The following is a 13875-nucleotide window of genomic DNA, read 5'->3' on the forward strand; positions in this document are numbered from 1 at the left end:
ACTGCTTACTATCAATACGTGACGAAATATTCTTTAAACGAATTTTCAAAAATTGCAAACTTTTATTGATTTAAAAATATTTATATTTCTGAAAAACAATTAATTAACAATCTTCTTTTGATAACTTCTGAAACCTATAACAGAAGCGACATTTCAAAATAATTACATTTACATTCTCCTTTTGAAAATATTTAATCATAATAAAAGCCTGAAATATGCAGATAGAAAACCCACCAAAAAACAAAACCATTTATACACAAAACGAAGCTTTTGAAGCCTCATTGAAATATTTCAAAGGCGACGATCTTGCCGCCCGCGTTTGGGTAAACAAATATGCGCTTAAAGATTCTGACGGAAATATTTATGAAAAAACTCCGGACGATATGCACCGCCGTATCGCCAATGAAATTGCACGAATTGAGCAAAAATACGCCAACCCAATGACCGAGGAAGAGGTTTTTGATGCTATTAAAAACTTCAAATATATTGTGCCGCAGGGCAGCCCAATGGCGGGAATTGGAAATCCGTTTCAAGTCGGTTCGCTTTCAAATTGCTTTGTAATTGGCAATGATGGTGATTCAGATTCGTACGGTGGCATTATGAAAATTGACCAAGAGCAGGTGCAATTGATGAAGCGTCGCGGTGGCGTTGGGCACGATCTTTCGCACATCCGCCCAAAAGGTTCACCTGTAAAAAATTCAGCGTTGACCTCTACTGGGATTGTTCCCTTTATGGAGCGGTATTCAAATTCTACACGTGAAGTTGCTCAAGACGGGCGTCGCGGGGCATTGATGCTTTCCGTTTCTATAAACCACCCCGATTCCGAGAATTTTATTGATGCGAAAATGGAGCAGGGAAAAGTAACGGGCGCAAATGTTTCAGTGCGAATGGACAATGCTTTTATGCAGGCCGTGAAAGATGGAAAAAATTATATTCAGAAATATCCGATATTTAGCGAAAACCCTAAGTTTTCAAAGGAAATTGAAGCTGGAAAACTTTGGAAAAAAATTGTACACAACGCGTGGAAATCTGCAGAGCCGGGCATTCTTTTTTGGGACACCATAATAAATGAGAGCGTGCCGGATTGTTATGCCGACTTGGGCTACAAAACGGTTTCCACAAATCCGTGCGGCGAAATCCCGCTTTGTCCTTACGATTCCTGCCGCTTGCTTGCTATCAATTTATTTTCGTATGTTGAAAATCCGTTTACCGATAAAGCCGAATTCAATTTTGACCTTTTCAAAAAACACATCGTTATCGCCCAAAAAATAATGGATGATATCATCGACTTGGAACTTGAAAAAGTGGATGCCATCCTTGCAAAAATTGATGCCGATCCACAAAACGACGAAGTAAAAGCGGTAGAGAGAAATCTTTGGAAAAACATTCAAAGAAAAGCGGAAGAAGGCCGAAGAACTGGAATTGGAATCACCGCTGAAGGCGATATGCTCGCCGCTTTGGGCATAAAATACGGCAGCAAGGAAGGGAATGATTTTTCAGTTAAAATCCATAAAAATCTGGCACTTGAAACCTATCGCGCCTCGGTTTATGCCGCAAAAGAAAGAGGTGCGTTCAAAATTTTTGATTCCGAAAGAGAAAAAGAAAATCCGTTTATTCTTCGCCTAAAGGAAGCTGATGAAAAACTGTATTACGATATGCTGGAATACGGCCGTAGAAATATTGCACTGCTAACCATTGCACCAACCGGAACCACCAGTTTGATGACGCAGACCACATCCGGCATCGAGCCAGTTTTTCTTCCCGTTTATAAAAGACGAAGAAAAGTGAACCCGAACGATAAAAATGTTCGCGTTGATTTTGTGGACGAAGTGGGCGACAGTTGGGAGGAATATGTGGTTTTCCACCACCGTTTCAAACAATGGATGGAGGTGAACGGCATTGCGACTGATAAAAATTACAGTCAGGAAGAATTGAACAAAATCGTGAAGAAATCACCTTATTACAAAGCAACCTCCAACGATGTGGACTGGCTGAGCAAAGTACGTATGCAGGGCGCGGTGCAAAAATGGGTGGACCATTCCATTTCAGTAACCATCAATTTACCAAACGACGTTTCGGAGGAATTGGTTGGCAAGCTCTATTTGGAAGCGTGGCAAGCCGGATGCAAAGGCGTTACCGTGTATCGCGACGGCTCGCGTTCCGGCGTATTAATTTCTAATGACGAAAAGAAAGAGGAAAGCAACGAAACGCTAACTACTTTTCCCACAAAACGCCCAGAAACTCTGGAAGCCGATGTGGTTCGGTTTCAAAATAGCAAAGACAAATGGATTGCTTTTATTGGTTTGATTGACGGAAAACCCTATGAAATTTTTACCGGCTTTGCCGATGATGAGGATGGAATTATGATTCCGCGTTGGGCGAATAACGGCTTTATCATTAAAAACCGAAATGAGGACGGAACTTCTCGCTATGATTTTCAGTACAAAAATAAAAGAGGCTATAAAACCACAATTGAAGGACTTTCGCATAAATTCAACCCAGAATATTGGAATTATGCAAAATTGATTTCCAGCACCCTCCGCCACGGAATGCCCATTGAAAAAGTTGTGGATTTAATTAACAGTCTGCAATTGGACAGCGAAAGCATCAATACTTGGAAAAACGGGGTTGCGCGCGCGCTGAAACGTTACGTTGCCGACGGCACCGAAGCGAAAAAACAAAAGTGCGAAAACTGCAACAGTACTTCGCTCATTTACCAAGAGGGGTGTTTAACTTGCAAGGATTGTGGGTCTAGCAAGTGTGGGTAAAAAGATGTAAGACTTACGACTGCTTCGCTGAAAGAGCAAAGGATAAAACAAATTAACTATAAAAAAGCCGGCTCCCGAAATTTCGGGGAACCGGCTTTTTCAATGTTGGAAATAGTTTGCTAAATCTAAACTTCAAGCAAATCATTCGTTTTTCTTACACCTTCAGCGCTTTCTTTCATATGGTTTTTCTCTGCATCATTTAAGTCAAGTTCCACGATTTTTTCGATACCGTTTCTGCCCAAAATTGCTGGGGCACCTATGCAAATATCCTTCATTCCGTATTCGCCATTTAGCATAACGGAGCATGGGAACATTTTCTTTTGGTCGCACGCAATGGCTTGCACCAATGCAGAAACCGCCGCACCCGGAGCGTACCAGGCTGAAGTTCCCAAAAGTTTGGTTAGTGTTGCACCGCCAACTTTGGTGTCTTCCATTACTTGGTTCAATCTATCTTCGGAAATGAATTTCGTTACTGGTACACTGTTTCGGGTTGCTAAACGCGTTAACGGTACCATTCCAGTGTCGCTATGGCCACCGATTACCATACCGTCTACATCGCTGATAGGTGCTTCCAATGCTTCCGCCAAACGGTATTTAAAACGCGCGCTATCCAGAGCTCCGCCCATCCCGATGATTTTATTCTTATCCAGCCCAGATGTTTTATGAACCAAATACGTCATAGTATCCATCGGATTGCTTACCACGATAATAATAGTTTCGGGAGAATTTTTTACAAGGTTTGAAGAAACTTCTTTTACGATTCCTGCATTGATGCCAATCAATTCCTCACGGGTCATTCCCGGTTTACGTGGAATTCCGCTAGTAATTACGCAGATATCGCTACCTGCTGTTTTGGAATAGTCATTGGTTACGCCCGTGATTTTGGTATCGAAACCGTTCAAAGAAGCAGTTTGCATTAAATCCATTGCCTTTCCTTCGGCAAAACCTTCTTTAATGTCTACCAATACTACTTCGCTTGCAAAATTCTTGATGGCAATGTACTCTGCGCAACTTGCGCCTACGGCGCCTGCCCCTACAACTGTTACTTTCATTTATCTATTTTTTATAAATTATTAATTCAATATTTTTTATCAAAATTAGCGACACAAAAATACTATTATCCTCTTTAAAAGTCGAGAGATTAATCCATTAAATTCCAAAATGCAACCCTACCGATGCATTGTCGTACTCCGCAAAATTGTAATCTGCGTGCAATCCCACAAACCCTAATTGCAGACTCGCGCCCAGACTTCCACGAACGCCCGAAACTTTGGTTTTCACGGAAAAGGGATTGTTAAATTCGCTAGTGGTTTCCAAAAGTGGAATCCCTGCGCGAACCCTATATGTTCCCAATACATCAAAATTTGACGTGCCCGTTACATAGCCCAATCCGCCGTATAGGTTGAAAATAGGCCATTTTGTAGAGGCTTGAAGTTGAAAAATCCACGAGTTCTGCTTTACATCAAATTGCTGATTATCACCATCAATTATTTCACTTTCAGTAAAATCGTAATTTCCACTAAGATTATTATACCCCACAAAACCCGAAACAGCGATGGGAAAAACCTTTTCAGCCGGAAGCCATTGCGTTACTTCGTGCTGGATTCCCAACCCAAAAATACCAACCTCCACATCCTGCTGTTCAATTTTTGGGAAATAGCGCACTTTCAATTCAGTTGCCTTTAAAATCCCCAGTCGGGCTTGTAAAAAAGCGGCGGGAAGAATATTCAAATTCGCGGAGGCAAGGCCTTGCGGGAGATTGAATTCGACTTGCTGGGTGAAAGGTCCGTTTTTAACCTCGGCAAAAACGGAAATATCCGGATCGTTCTCCCCAAACGCCGTGGCAACTTCTTTTGTAGTACTGCCATCACTGAATTGCAAATTATTATATTCTGAAGTATTTAAGATGAAGGTTTTCTGCGAATCATCCACAAAAGTTCCATTGACAACCAATGCAATATCAAATTTTAAAAAAGATTTTACCTCAGCAGATTGCACCCATCCATTTGAGGTATTATAAATCATAGCTTCCGCCGCTGGCGAAATATAACCAGTGGCAAATCGCTGTGCATCTGCAATACCGGAAGCCAAGAGGTCTTCCAGATTTTCTTGGGCGTTCATGGAAAAACTGCCCATTATTCCGAGAAGGAAAAGAATTTTTTTCATATGATTTATTATTAGGGGAAATTGAAATTAAAAAACCCACGAAGTATAACGTGGGTTTTTGTAAAATATTTAACTGAGTTATTACGCGTCGATATTGGCATAAACCGCGTTTTTCTCAATAAATTCACGCCTCGGCGGAACCTCATCTCCCATTAGCATGGAGAAAATTCGGTCCGCTTCGGTACCATTGTCAATAGTTACTTGGCGAAGCGTTCTGAATTCTGGATTCATAGTGGTGTCCCAGAGTTGTTCCGCGTTCATTTCACCCAAACCTTTGTAACGCTGTATGGATGCGCTGCCCCCAAATTCCTCATTGAATTTATCGCGTTCCTTATCGCTCCAAGCGTATTCTTTTTTAGCACCTTTCTTAACCAAATAAAGAGGTGGCGTAGCAATGTAAACACAACCCGCCTCAACCAATTCCTTCATATAACGGAAGAAAAATGTAAGTATCAAAGTTGCGATGTGGCTTCCATCAACATCCGCATCACACATAATTACAACTTTTTTGTAGCGAAGTTTTTCAAGATTTAGCGCTTTGCTGTCTTCCTCAGTACCAATTGTTACGCCGAGGGCTGTATAAATATTTCGGATTTCCTCATTTTCGAAAACCTTATGGTGCATTGCCTTTTCAACATTCAATATTTTACCGCGAAGCGGAAGAATAGCCTGAAAATTACGGTCACGCCCTTGTTTTGCCGTACCGCCCGCGGAGTCACCCTCCACAAGGAATACTTCACATTTTTCAGGGTCCTGCTCTGAACAATCCGAAAGTTTTCCGGGTAGCCCACCACCGCTCATCACGGTTTTGCGCTGCACCATTTCACGCGCCTTTCTTGCGGCGTGGCGTGCCTGGGCGGCGAGTATAACTTTTTGTACGATTGTTTTTGCATCATTTGGGTGTTCTTCCAAATAGTCTTCAAGCATTTCTGAAACCGCTTGGCTTACCGCCGCGGTAACTTCACGGTTTCCAAGTTTTGTTTTGGTTTGACCCTCAAATTGAGGCTCTGCAACTTTTACTGAAACAATGGCCGTCAATCCTTCTCGGAAATCATCTCCGGAAATTTCAAACTTGAGTTTATCAAGCATTCCGGAAGCATCTGCATATTTTTTCAGCGTACGCGTCAATCCGGCCCGGAAACCCGAAAGATGTGTTCCACCTTCGTGCGTGTTGATATTATTTACGTAAGAATGTAGATTTTCATTGAAAGAAGTATTATAAACCATGGCAACCTCCACCGGAATATCGTTTTTCTCACCTTCCATTGAAATAACGTCTGCAATGATTGGTTCACGGTTGCCATCCAAGAAACGGATAAATTCTTTCAACCCTTCCTCACTGTGGAATTTTTCAGTTGTAAATTCCCCATCATCATTGGTTTCACGCTTATCGGTGAGGTAAATAGTGATGCCTTTGTTCAAAAATGAGAGCTCGCGCAGCCTGCTTGCAAGGGTGTCATAATTAAATTCCAGCGTTTGCTGAAATATCTGCGCATCTGGCTTAAAGGTTACAATGGTTCCACGGTAATCCGTGTCTCCAATTGGTTTTACTGGATATAAGGCTTTTCCAAGCTCGTATTCCTGCTGCCAAATTTGCCCATCGCGATGAACAGTGGCGGTCAAATGTTCGGAAAGGGCATTAACTACGGAAACTCCCACCCCGTGAAGACCCCCGGAAACTTTATAGGAATCTTTATCAAATTTTCCACCCGCACCAATCTTGGTCATTACAACCTGTAGCGCGGAAACGCCTTCTTTTTTATGAAGATCTACTGGAATTCCACGCCCGTTATCCTTTACAGTAATCGAATTGTTTTCATTTATGGATACTTCAACGGTATCACAATACCCGGCCATGGCCTCATCAATGGAGTTATCCACAACCTCATAAACCAAGTGGTGAAGCCCGCGAACACCTACATCGCCAATGTACATGGACGGACGCATCCGTACGTGCTCCATTCCCTCCAATGCCTGAATTTGGTCGGCACCATAATTACCTTTTTTCTGTTCTTCGCTCATAAATTTCTGATATGATTTTCAAATAATTTCGTAACGAACAAATATAACGAAATACCCAATAAAATTAGGGGTTTGCTTACTCTGTCCTCTTTAAGTTATTAACAAATTCTTGTGAAAAAGCATTTAGGAATACTTGTTGTTTAATCATTTCAAAAATATTTAAACCAAATCGGCCTATCGGGTCAGATTTCCTTTCCTAAAAAAAAAATCTGACGTAAATTTTTTGTGGGCAATTAAACCATCGGGAATAAAATTTGTCCTATTTTAGAAATAAATTTTTTATGAAAAATATAGCCTTTCTTCTATTTTTAGTCCTTTCCTGCGCAACGGGAAGTCAAAATGTGCAAGCGCAATCTTTCCCACAGATGGATGCTTCGCCGCTAGACCTTGCAATGGCGCGCCCAGATAAGAATTCAAAACCATTGGCCCGTGTAATTTACAGTCGCCCGTCACGCAAAGGCAGAACCATTTTCGGAGAATTGGTTCCTTTCGGGGAAGTATGGAGAACTGGCGCAAACGAGGCTACTGAGCTTACCATTTACACGCCTTTGGTTTTTGGAAAAACCACGCTTAAGCCGGGGACTTACACCATTTACACAATTCCGGGCGAAGATGAATGGACGATAATTATCAATAGTGACACCAATGTTTGGGGCGCCTTCAGCTATAAAAAAGATATGGACGTAGCGAGAATAAATGTACCAACTCGTGATGCTGCCGCACCTACGGAGTCACTTTCTATGATTTTTAGACCAGAAAATAACGGAACTACTTTGCTGATTGGCTGGGACACGGTTTACGTAGAAGTCCCTTTTAAAAAGGCGTAGCTTTTATAAACCCCAATAAAAAATCACAAAATTCAATCCCGATAGTCATTGGATTTGGGATTTGTGATTCGTAATTTCAGACTACGGAATATTCAAATATTTGTGGGTCTGCAATGATACCTTCCATTTTGGGTTTTGCATTACGTATTCCACGATTAATGGACTCATTTTCTCGCGTTTGCTCCATTCCGGCTGTAAGTATAGTATGCAGTTTTCACTTACTTGGGCGGCCTGCTCTTCCGCAAAGCGAAAATCATCTTTGTTGAAAATAATAACTTTTAGCTCGTTTGCTTCCTTATAAACTTCTGCAGTGGGAAGTTTCATTTTTTTTGGCGAAAGACAAATCCAGTCCCAAATGCCAGTAAGTTCATAGGCTCCAGACGTTTCAATATGGGTCTGCATTCCCTTACTTTTCAGCATGGTGGTAAGCGGGCCCATATCCCAAGTGAGAGGTTCTCCGCCTGTAATAACTATTGTTTTTGAATATTTTAAAGCATTTTCCACAATGTTTTCAATAGCCGTTGGCGGATGGATGGCCGCATTCCAACTTTCCTTGACATCACACCAATGGCAGCCTACATCACAACCGCCCACACGAATAAAATAGGCAGCAGTACCTTTATGGAATCCTTCACCCTGAATGGTATAAAACTCCTCCATCAACGGTAGCATCAAACCCTTATCCACCAATTTTTGCACTTCATTTTTCATAGCGGCAAAAGTACGATTATAGATGAAAAAAAATATTAAATAAGTTTTTTCATGTCCCAAGTAAAATTTTATAGAGTTAAATCTTAAAGTAAATAAAAAATGACGGTACTTTTTTTGGGGAGTATTAATTTGGACGGAATTTTTTATCGCTTTGTCTAAATACCTGTGTTAAAGGAGGTTTTATTTTAATTAGTTACGATATATGTTATATTTTTCCAAAATATATCCAATGATTTACTATTATTCCCCAGATTTATGAAACCAAAATTTTTATTCTTACTTTTCCTTTCAGTCACTTTTACAATCTCAACGGCACTTGCGCAGGTTGGTATTGGAAATACTAATCCAGACGCTTCATCCGTTTTAGATGTAACTTCAACTACACAGGGCGTTCTTTTTCCAAGAATGACCACATTACAACGTAACGCAATTGCGCTCCCTGCCAAAGGTCTAACTATCTTTAATACAGATACAAATCAATTTCAGTATAACAGTAATATTCCTGCAGCTCCAGTTTGGAATACTCTGTCCGGATCAACTCCTGCAGTTGGGCAATCTGTTAAATATTCAAATACCGATATTACAACCAATGTAAATCCTGCCGCGGGTATAAACATTCCAGTTTTCGGAAATTTTCTGTGGAATGATAACCCTTCGCTTTATGTAATATCGGGAAATCAAATCACTATCACACAGGCTGGTAGATACCTTGTGAATATTAACGTTTCTCTTAATTCGTCTGTACAACGCGCAGCTCCCGATGTAAGGATAGCGGTAAACGGGGTAGCAGTGGGAGCATTTGGTTCCTCCGGTTATATTCGCTCCATGGGTAGCCATAACAATTCTTCCATAAATTTCACTGAAGTCCTGCAACTTAACGCAAATGATGTAATAACTATTACAGGCACACAAGATGCCTCAAGCGGCGCAGTAACCTTGAGGAGCGTAGGTTCAAGCAATATTTACATCGAGAAAAAGCAATAGTTTCAGATTTTTAAAGCATTTTGTATTCTTTGCGAAATAATTTTGATGAGCAAAAACTATAAGTTTCTTCAGCAAGAGTAAATAGTTTTTTTAAATATAGCGCCTCTATATTTATTACTTTTGAATAAAATTTTCAAAGATGGCAAATAAGCAGGCTTTTTTCGATTATATAAATAGCGGATATACAACCAAAGGCGATTTCATAAACCTTGGCGCAGCAATGCTTGAAGGCGAAACCGTGACGGATGCCTACGTGAAAATCCCCTTAAAAACTTTGAATCGCCACGGACTGATTGCCGGCGCGACGGGTACGGGAAAAACAAAAACACTTCAAATTATTGCCGAAAATCTTTCAGAAAAAGGAATTCCGGTTCTTTTGATGGATATAAAAGGAGATTTAAGCGGTATCGCCGCACCTGGTGAGAATAACGCAAAAATTGAGGAACGCCATAAAGCCATCGGTTTTCCCTATGAAGCAAAAAAATTTCCATCAGAAATTCTTACGCTTTCAGACCAAGAGGGCGTTCGCTTGCGCGCTACCGTTAGTGAATTTGGCCCCGTATTGCTCTCCAGAATTTTAGATTTAAGTGATGTGCAGGCCGGAATTGTCGCGGTAATTTTCAAATATTGTGACGACAATAAAATGCCGTTGCTGGACTTAAAAGATTTCAAAAAAATACTTCAATACGCCACGGATGAGGGAAAAGAAGAATTTTCTGAAGCCTACGGTAGAATTTCATCTTCTTCAACCGGCGCAATTCTAAGGAAAGTTGTGGAGCTTGAGCAACAGGGCGCCGATCTTTTTTTCGGTGAAAAATCCTTTGATCCGCAAGATTTACTTCGCATTGACGAGAATGGTTTTGGTTACATAAACATTATCCGCTTGACCGATATTCAAGATAAGCCGAAGCTTTTTTCAACTTTTATGCTCAGTCTATTAGCTGAAATCTATGCCACTTTTCCTGAGCAGGGCGATAGCGGCAGGCCAGAATTGGTTCTGTTTATTGACGAGGCACATTTAATATTCAACGAAGCCAGCAGCGCACTGCTCAATCAAATAGAAAGTATTGTAAAATTGATACGCTCCAAAGGTGTGGGCCTTTATTTTGTTACCCAAGACCCAACCGATGTTCCGGATGCGGTATTGAGCCAGTTGGGATTGAAAATTCAGCACGCACTGCGAGCATTCACGGCAAAAGATAGAAAGGCGATTAAACTTACTGCGGAAAATTATCCTATTTCTGAATATTATAAAACCGATGAAGTCTTGACCTCATTGGGAATAGGCGAAGCTTTGGTAAGCGCGCTCAATGAAAAAGGAATCCCTACCCCACTGGCAAGGACTATGCTCCGTGCGCCGATGAGCCGAATGGATATTCTGAGCGAAAACGAATTGAAATCGCTTCTGAAAAATTCGAAACTTATCCCAAAATACAATGAAGTAATTGACCGCGAGAGCGCCTATGAAATATTGACCGAAAAAATTGAGACGGCCAATAAAGAAGAGGTGAAGGAAAAAGCACGCGAAGAAAAGGAAGCCGCCAGAAAGACCACAACTTCAAGTCGTTCCATAAGCAGAAGGAGCACGGCCAATCCTTGGATTAAAACGCTTTCTAGCCCCACGGTGATACGAAGTGTACTGGGAATTTTGGGGAAAATGATGCGTTAGTAATTAGCAATTAGCAATTAGCAATTAGCAATTAGCAATTAGCAATTAGCAAAAAAATGAAAATTATAAACTTTTAAACTTATAATCACTTAATCTTATAAACAATAAACTCAATAATGAAAAAAATACTTTTTATCGCTGGAATCTCAATGGCTTTTGTGCAATGCGGGAAAGACAGCGATCCTTATCTAATTAAAAATGGCGCTGTTGGAAATTTTTCGAAAGAAATGAAAATGAAGCAGGTCGATTCCATTTTTTCAAATGATTCCATAGTAAAATTAAGTTCCGTAAAGGGAGCCATCGGCACACAGGGCGAAGTGGAAATTTATGATAAGGATGGAAGCAAATTGCTTCTTCTCTCGCCAAATGATGAAAGCAGCCCAGATTCAGAAATTACGAATATCCAAGTTTTTGATCCACGATACAAAACCGAAAAAGGCCTTACTCCCGCAAGCACTTTTAAGGACGTTAAAGCAAATTATACCATAGATAATATTCAAACAACCATAAATTCGGTTGTCGTATTTTTGAAGGATTCAGATATATATTTAACCATAGACAAAAAAAATCTTCCCGAAGAATTGCGCTATAACATGGATGCCAAAGTGGAAGCTACCCAGATACCCGATGAGGCAAAATTCAAATATTTTATGATAGGCTGGGAGCCATCATCAAAGTAATATTTCAGCTGCAAAGGTTTTGTTAAGATTTGCCTGTAACTGAAACCTTTCCTTTACTTTTAATCTGCTAACTAAAAACTGGATTATGATTAAAATTTTAGGATTGGTATTGACCATTGCCGGAGGAATCGCCCTTATCCTTGGTGTGTTGGGCGTTTTTGGAAGTATGAACGTAGGCATGAACAGTTGGGCCCTAAGTATACTGGGAATCATTTTTTTCTTTGCAGGAATTGGGCTTTTAAAACGTAGAAAAGATACAGATCAAGTTTAATTATTTAAAACCCTTTGCTTTATGGCAAAGGGTTTTTTTAGTACCAAACAGAAAAGTTATGGCAAAATCAAGAATCAAAAATGTAGAACAATACGAGGCCCTTGTTGAGAAAGGATACAGTAAGGAAAAATCCGCACGGATAGCGAACACGCCAGATGCCGGTAAAAAAGGCGGAAAAGCAAAACCCTATGAAGAATGGACCAAAGCCGAAATTTATGAACAGGCAAAAAAAGTGGGAATCGAAGGACGTTCCAAAATGAAAAAAAATGAATTGATTAAAGCGCTTCGGAATAACTAATGGTTACTTCACTCCAACCATTTCATTTGGCGATACCCGTAAATAATCTAGAAATGAACAGAAAATTTTACGGTGAAGTCCTCGGTTTTGAGGAAGGCCGGAGCAGTGATCATTGGGTGGATTTCAACTTTTTTGGCCACCAACTTGTAATTCATTTAAATAAAAAATTTGTAGAAGATGAATCGTCAAGCAATCCCGTGGACGGAAAAGACGTGCCCATCCCACATTTTGGCGTTGTTCTAAGTATGGAAGAATTTAAAAGTTTTTCAGAAAAATTAATTCAAAAAAACATCACATTTATTATTGAGCCATACATACGCTTTCAAGGTCAACCGGGCGAACAGGCGACAATGTTCTTCAAGGATCCCTCCGGTAATGCTCTGGAATTTAAGGCTTTTAAAAATTTAACTAACCTATTCGCCAAATAAACTCAATGAAACCCATAGATCCGCAATTAATCCGCCAAATATTTGTATTGCTCCTAATTATGACCTTGGGAGGGCTCATATTTTATGAAATCTTGCCCTACTTATCGGGTGTTCTTGGCGCAATCACTCTATATGTTCTATTTAGAAAATGGATGGGAATTTTAATAAGAAAAAAATGGAACAAAAGTTTGGCGGCCATTTTTTTAATATTGGTCTCATTTGTTGGAATCCTCATTCCAATAGCGGGAATTGTTTTAATGCTGGGCAATAAAATTGGAAAAGCCGTACAGAATTCTGAAGAACTTACCCAAGCAGTAAAAGAGCAACTCATTTCGATGGAAAGTAAAATTGGATATGATATCCATTCGCAAATTGATACTTCATCCATAACCTCTTGGGTTTCAACGAATCTGCAACAATTGGCTGGAGGAACATTCAATGCTTTCATCGCAATCGGTTTGATGTATTTTATGCTCTATTATATGCTTACCAATAGACGTGAACTGCGCGAATCCCTTTTTGAATACATTCCCATAAAAAAGAAAAACCTAAAACTTATAGGCACTGAAAGTCATGCAAAAGTAAGAAGCAATGCCATTGGTATCCCACTTGTAGCGGTTGCACAAGGTATTATTGCTTTGATTGGGTTTTTCATTTTTGGGGTAGATGAGCCGTGGTTTTGGTTCGTTATTACCACCATTGGTTCAATGATTCCTTTTGTGGGTACGTTAATTGGCATTCTTCCGGTTTTTATTATTTCCCTTTCCAGTGGAAATGACTTTCAAGCGTGGGGGATTTTGCTTTATGGTTTGATAGTGGTAGGAAGTACCGACAATATTATAAGGCTTTATGTGCTAAAAAAACTGGATGATGTGCATCCATTAATTACATTGATTGGTGTAATTGTGGGCGTTCCGCTTTTCGGGTTTATTGGGCTTATTTTTGGACCCTTGTTGATTAGCCTTTTTATTGTTGTTGTGAAGATTTATAAAGATGAGTACGGTCGCGGAACACCCAGTCCTGATGATAAACGCTTATAAATGTTCTTAAA

Annotated in this window: 13 protein-coding genes; 9 read left to right on the plus strand and 4 right to left on the minus strand. The window is 40.2% G+C overall.

Going from position 1 to position 13875, the window contains the following annotated elements; genetic code table 11:
• The first annotated feature begins 215 nt into the window (after positions 1–215).
• A complete protein-coding gene (locus KIV10_RS04020) occupies positions 216–2768 on the plus strand; it encodes an adenosylcobalamin-dependent ribonucleoside-diphosphate reductase (RefSeq protein ID WP_214112217.1) in 2553 nt (850 codons plus the stop codon).
• A 125-nt stretch (positions 2769–2893) separates the two neighbouring features.
• Here KIV10_RS04020 and mdh read toward each other — a convergent pair whose 3' ends face one another.
• The 3 genes from mdh to gyrB all read right to left on the minus strand — a co-directional run bounded on the left by mdh (position 2894) and on the right by gyrB (position 6956).
• Entirely contained in the window at positions 2894–3820 is a 927-nt protein-coding gene (mdh, locus tag KIV10_RS04025; RefSeq protein WP_214112218.1) for a malate dehydrogenase, read from the minus strand.
• 97 nt (positions 3821–3917) lie between these two features.
• Entirely contained in the window at positions 3918–4934 is a 1017-nt protein-coding gene (locus tag KIV10_RS04030; RefSeq protein ID WP_214112219.1) for a DUF6588 family protein, read from the minus strand.
• 81 nt (positions 4935–5015) lie between these two features.
• Positions 5016–6956, minus strand: coding sequence for a DNA topoisomerase (ATP-hydrolyzing) subunit B (gyrB, locus tag KIV10_RS04035; protein ID WP_214112220.1), 1941 nt, complete (start codon positions 6954–6956; stop codon positions 5016–5018).
• A gap of 281 nt (positions 6957–7237) precedes the next feature.
• Here gyrB and KIV10_RS04040 point away from each other — a divergent pair, with 281 nt between their 5' ends.
• Positions 7238–7783, plus strand: a complete 546-nt coding sequence (locus KIV10_RS04040; protein ID WP_214112221.1) for a DUF2911 domain-containing protein — start codon at positions 7238–7240, stop codon at positions 7781–7783.
• Between the two features lie 81 nt (positions 7784–7864).
• Here KIV10_RS04040 and KIV10_RS04045 read toward each other — a convergent pair whose 3' ends face one another.
• The gene (locus tag KIV10_RS04045) at positions 7865–8494 is read right to left on the minus strand and encodes a 7-carboxy-7-deazaguanine synthase QueE (RefSeq protein ID WP_214112222.1); all 630 of its coding nucleotides are present in this window, start codon (positions 8492–8494) and stop codon (positions 7865–7867) included.
• A 255-nt stretch (positions 8495–8749) separates the two neighbouring features.
• On the opposite strand from KIV10_RS04045, the gene KIV10_RS04050 reads away from it, so the two are divergent.
• The 7 genes from KIV10_RS04050 (at position 8750) to KIV10_RS04080 (ending at position 13864) form a co-directional block, all read left to right on the plus strand.
• The gene (locus KIV10_RS04050; protein ID WP_214112223.1) at positions 8750–9478 is read left to right on the plus strand and encodes a hypothetical protein; all 729 of its coding nucleotides are present in this window, start codon (positions 8750–8752) and stop codon (positions 9476–9478) included.
• A 139-nt stretch (positions 9479–9617) separates the two neighbouring features.
• The gene (locus tag KIV10_RS04055) at positions 9618–11147 is read left to right on the plus strand and encodes a helicase HerA-like domain-containing protein (RefSeq protein WP_214112224.1); all 1530 of its coding nucleotides are present in this window, start codon (positions 9618–9620) and stop codon (positions 11145–11147) included.
• A 116-nt stretch (positions 11148–11263) separates the two neighbouring features.
• Complete coding sequence (locus tag KIV10_RS04060) at positions 11264–11827, plus strand: hypothetical protein (protein ID WP_246516180.1); 564 nt, start codon at positions 11264–11266, stop codon at positions 11825–11827.
• An 85-nt stretch (positions 11828–11912) separates the two neighbouring features.
• Positions 11913–12098: a hypothetical protein gene (locus tag KIV10_RS04065; RefSeq protein WP_214112225.1), complete on the plus strand. Its 186-nt coding sequence runs from the start codon at positions 11913–11915 to the stop codon at positions 12096–12098.
• Positions 12099–12156: 58 nt separating this feature from the next.
• On the plus strand, positions 12157–12396 hold the full coding sequence (locus KIV10_RS04070; RefSeq protein WP_214112226.1) for a DUF7218 family protein: 240 nt from the start codon (positions 12157–12159) through the stop codon (positions 12394–12396).
• A complete protein-coding gene (locus KIV10_RS04075; RefSeq protein WP_214112227.1) occupies positions 12396–12824 on the plus strand; it encodes a VOC family protein in 429 nt (142 codons plus the stop codon). Before KIV10_RS04070 ends, KIV10_RS04075 begins: the two co-directional genes overlap by 1 nt.
• A 5-nt stretch (positions 12825–12829) precedes the next feature.
• Positions 12830–13864 (plus strand): AI-2E family transporter, encoded by a 1035-nt coding sequence (locus KIV10_RS04080; RefSeq protein WP_214112228.1) that lies wholly within the window; start codon positions 12830–12832, stop codon positions 13862–13864.
• Positions 13865–13875 lie beyond the last annotated feature (11 nt).

The organism is Aequorivita echinoideorum, from assembly GCF_018476645.1.
Classification (GTDB): Bacteria; Bacteroidota; Bacteroidia; order Flavobacteriales; family Flavobacteriaceae; genus Aequorivita; species Aequorivita echinoideorum.

Excerpts from the sequence above, each read along its gene's own strand:
- KIV10_RS04065 (WP_214112225.1), top strand. The coding sequence starts at position 11,913 with ATGATTAAAATTTTAGGATTGGTATTGACCATTGCCGGAGGAATCGCC.
- KIV10_RS04060 (WP_246516180.1), top strand. The coding sequence starts at position 11,264 with ATGAAAAAAATACTTTTTATCGCTGGAATCTCAATGGCTTTTGTGCAA.
- KIV10_RS04045 (WP_214112222.1), bottom strand. The coding sequence starts at position 8,494 with ATGAAAAATGAAGTGCAAAAATTGGTGGATAAGGGTTTGATGCTACCG.
- KIV10_RS04070 (WP_214112226.1), top strand. The coding sequence starts at position 12,157 with ATGGCAAAATCAAGAATCAAAAATGTAGAACAATACGAGGCCCTTGTT.
- gyrB (WP_214112220.1), bottom strand. The coding sequence starts at position 6,956 with ATGAGCGAAGAACAGAAAAAAGGTAATTATGGTGCCGACCAAATTCAG.
- mdh (WP_214112218.1), bottom strand. The coding sequence starts at position 3,820 with ATGAAAGTAACAGTTGTAGGGGCAGGCGCCGTAGGCGCAAGTTGCGCA.
- KIV10_RS04050 (WP_214112223.1), top strand. The coding sequence starts at position 8,750 with ATGAAACCAAAATTTTTATTCTTACTTTTCCTTTCAGTCACTTTTACA.
- KIV10_RS04020 (WP_214112217.1), top strand. The coding sequence starts at position 216 with ATGCAGATAGAAAACCCACCAAAAAACAAAACCATTTATACACAAAAC.
- KIV10_RS04055 (WP_214112224.1), top strand. The coding sequence starts at position 9,618 with ATGGCAAATAAGCAGGCTTTTTTCGATTATATAAATAGCGGATATACA.
- KIV10_RS04040 (WP_214112221.1), top strand. The coding sequence starts at position 7,238 with ATGAAAAATATAGCCTTTCTTCTATTTTTAGTCCTTTCCTGCGCAACG.
- KIV10_RS04075 (WP_214112227.1), top strand. The coding sequence starts at position 12,396 with ATGGTTACTTCACTCCAACCATTTCATTTGGCGATACCCGTAAATAAT.
- KIV10_RS04030 (WP_214112219.1), bottom strand. The coding sequence starts at position 4,934 with ATGAAAAAAATTCTTTTCCTTCTCGGAATAATGGGCAGTTTTTCCATG.
- KIV10_RS04080 (WP_214112228.1), top strand. The coding sequence starts at position 12,830 with ATGAAACCCATAGATCCGCAATTAATCCGCCAAATATTTGTATTGCTC.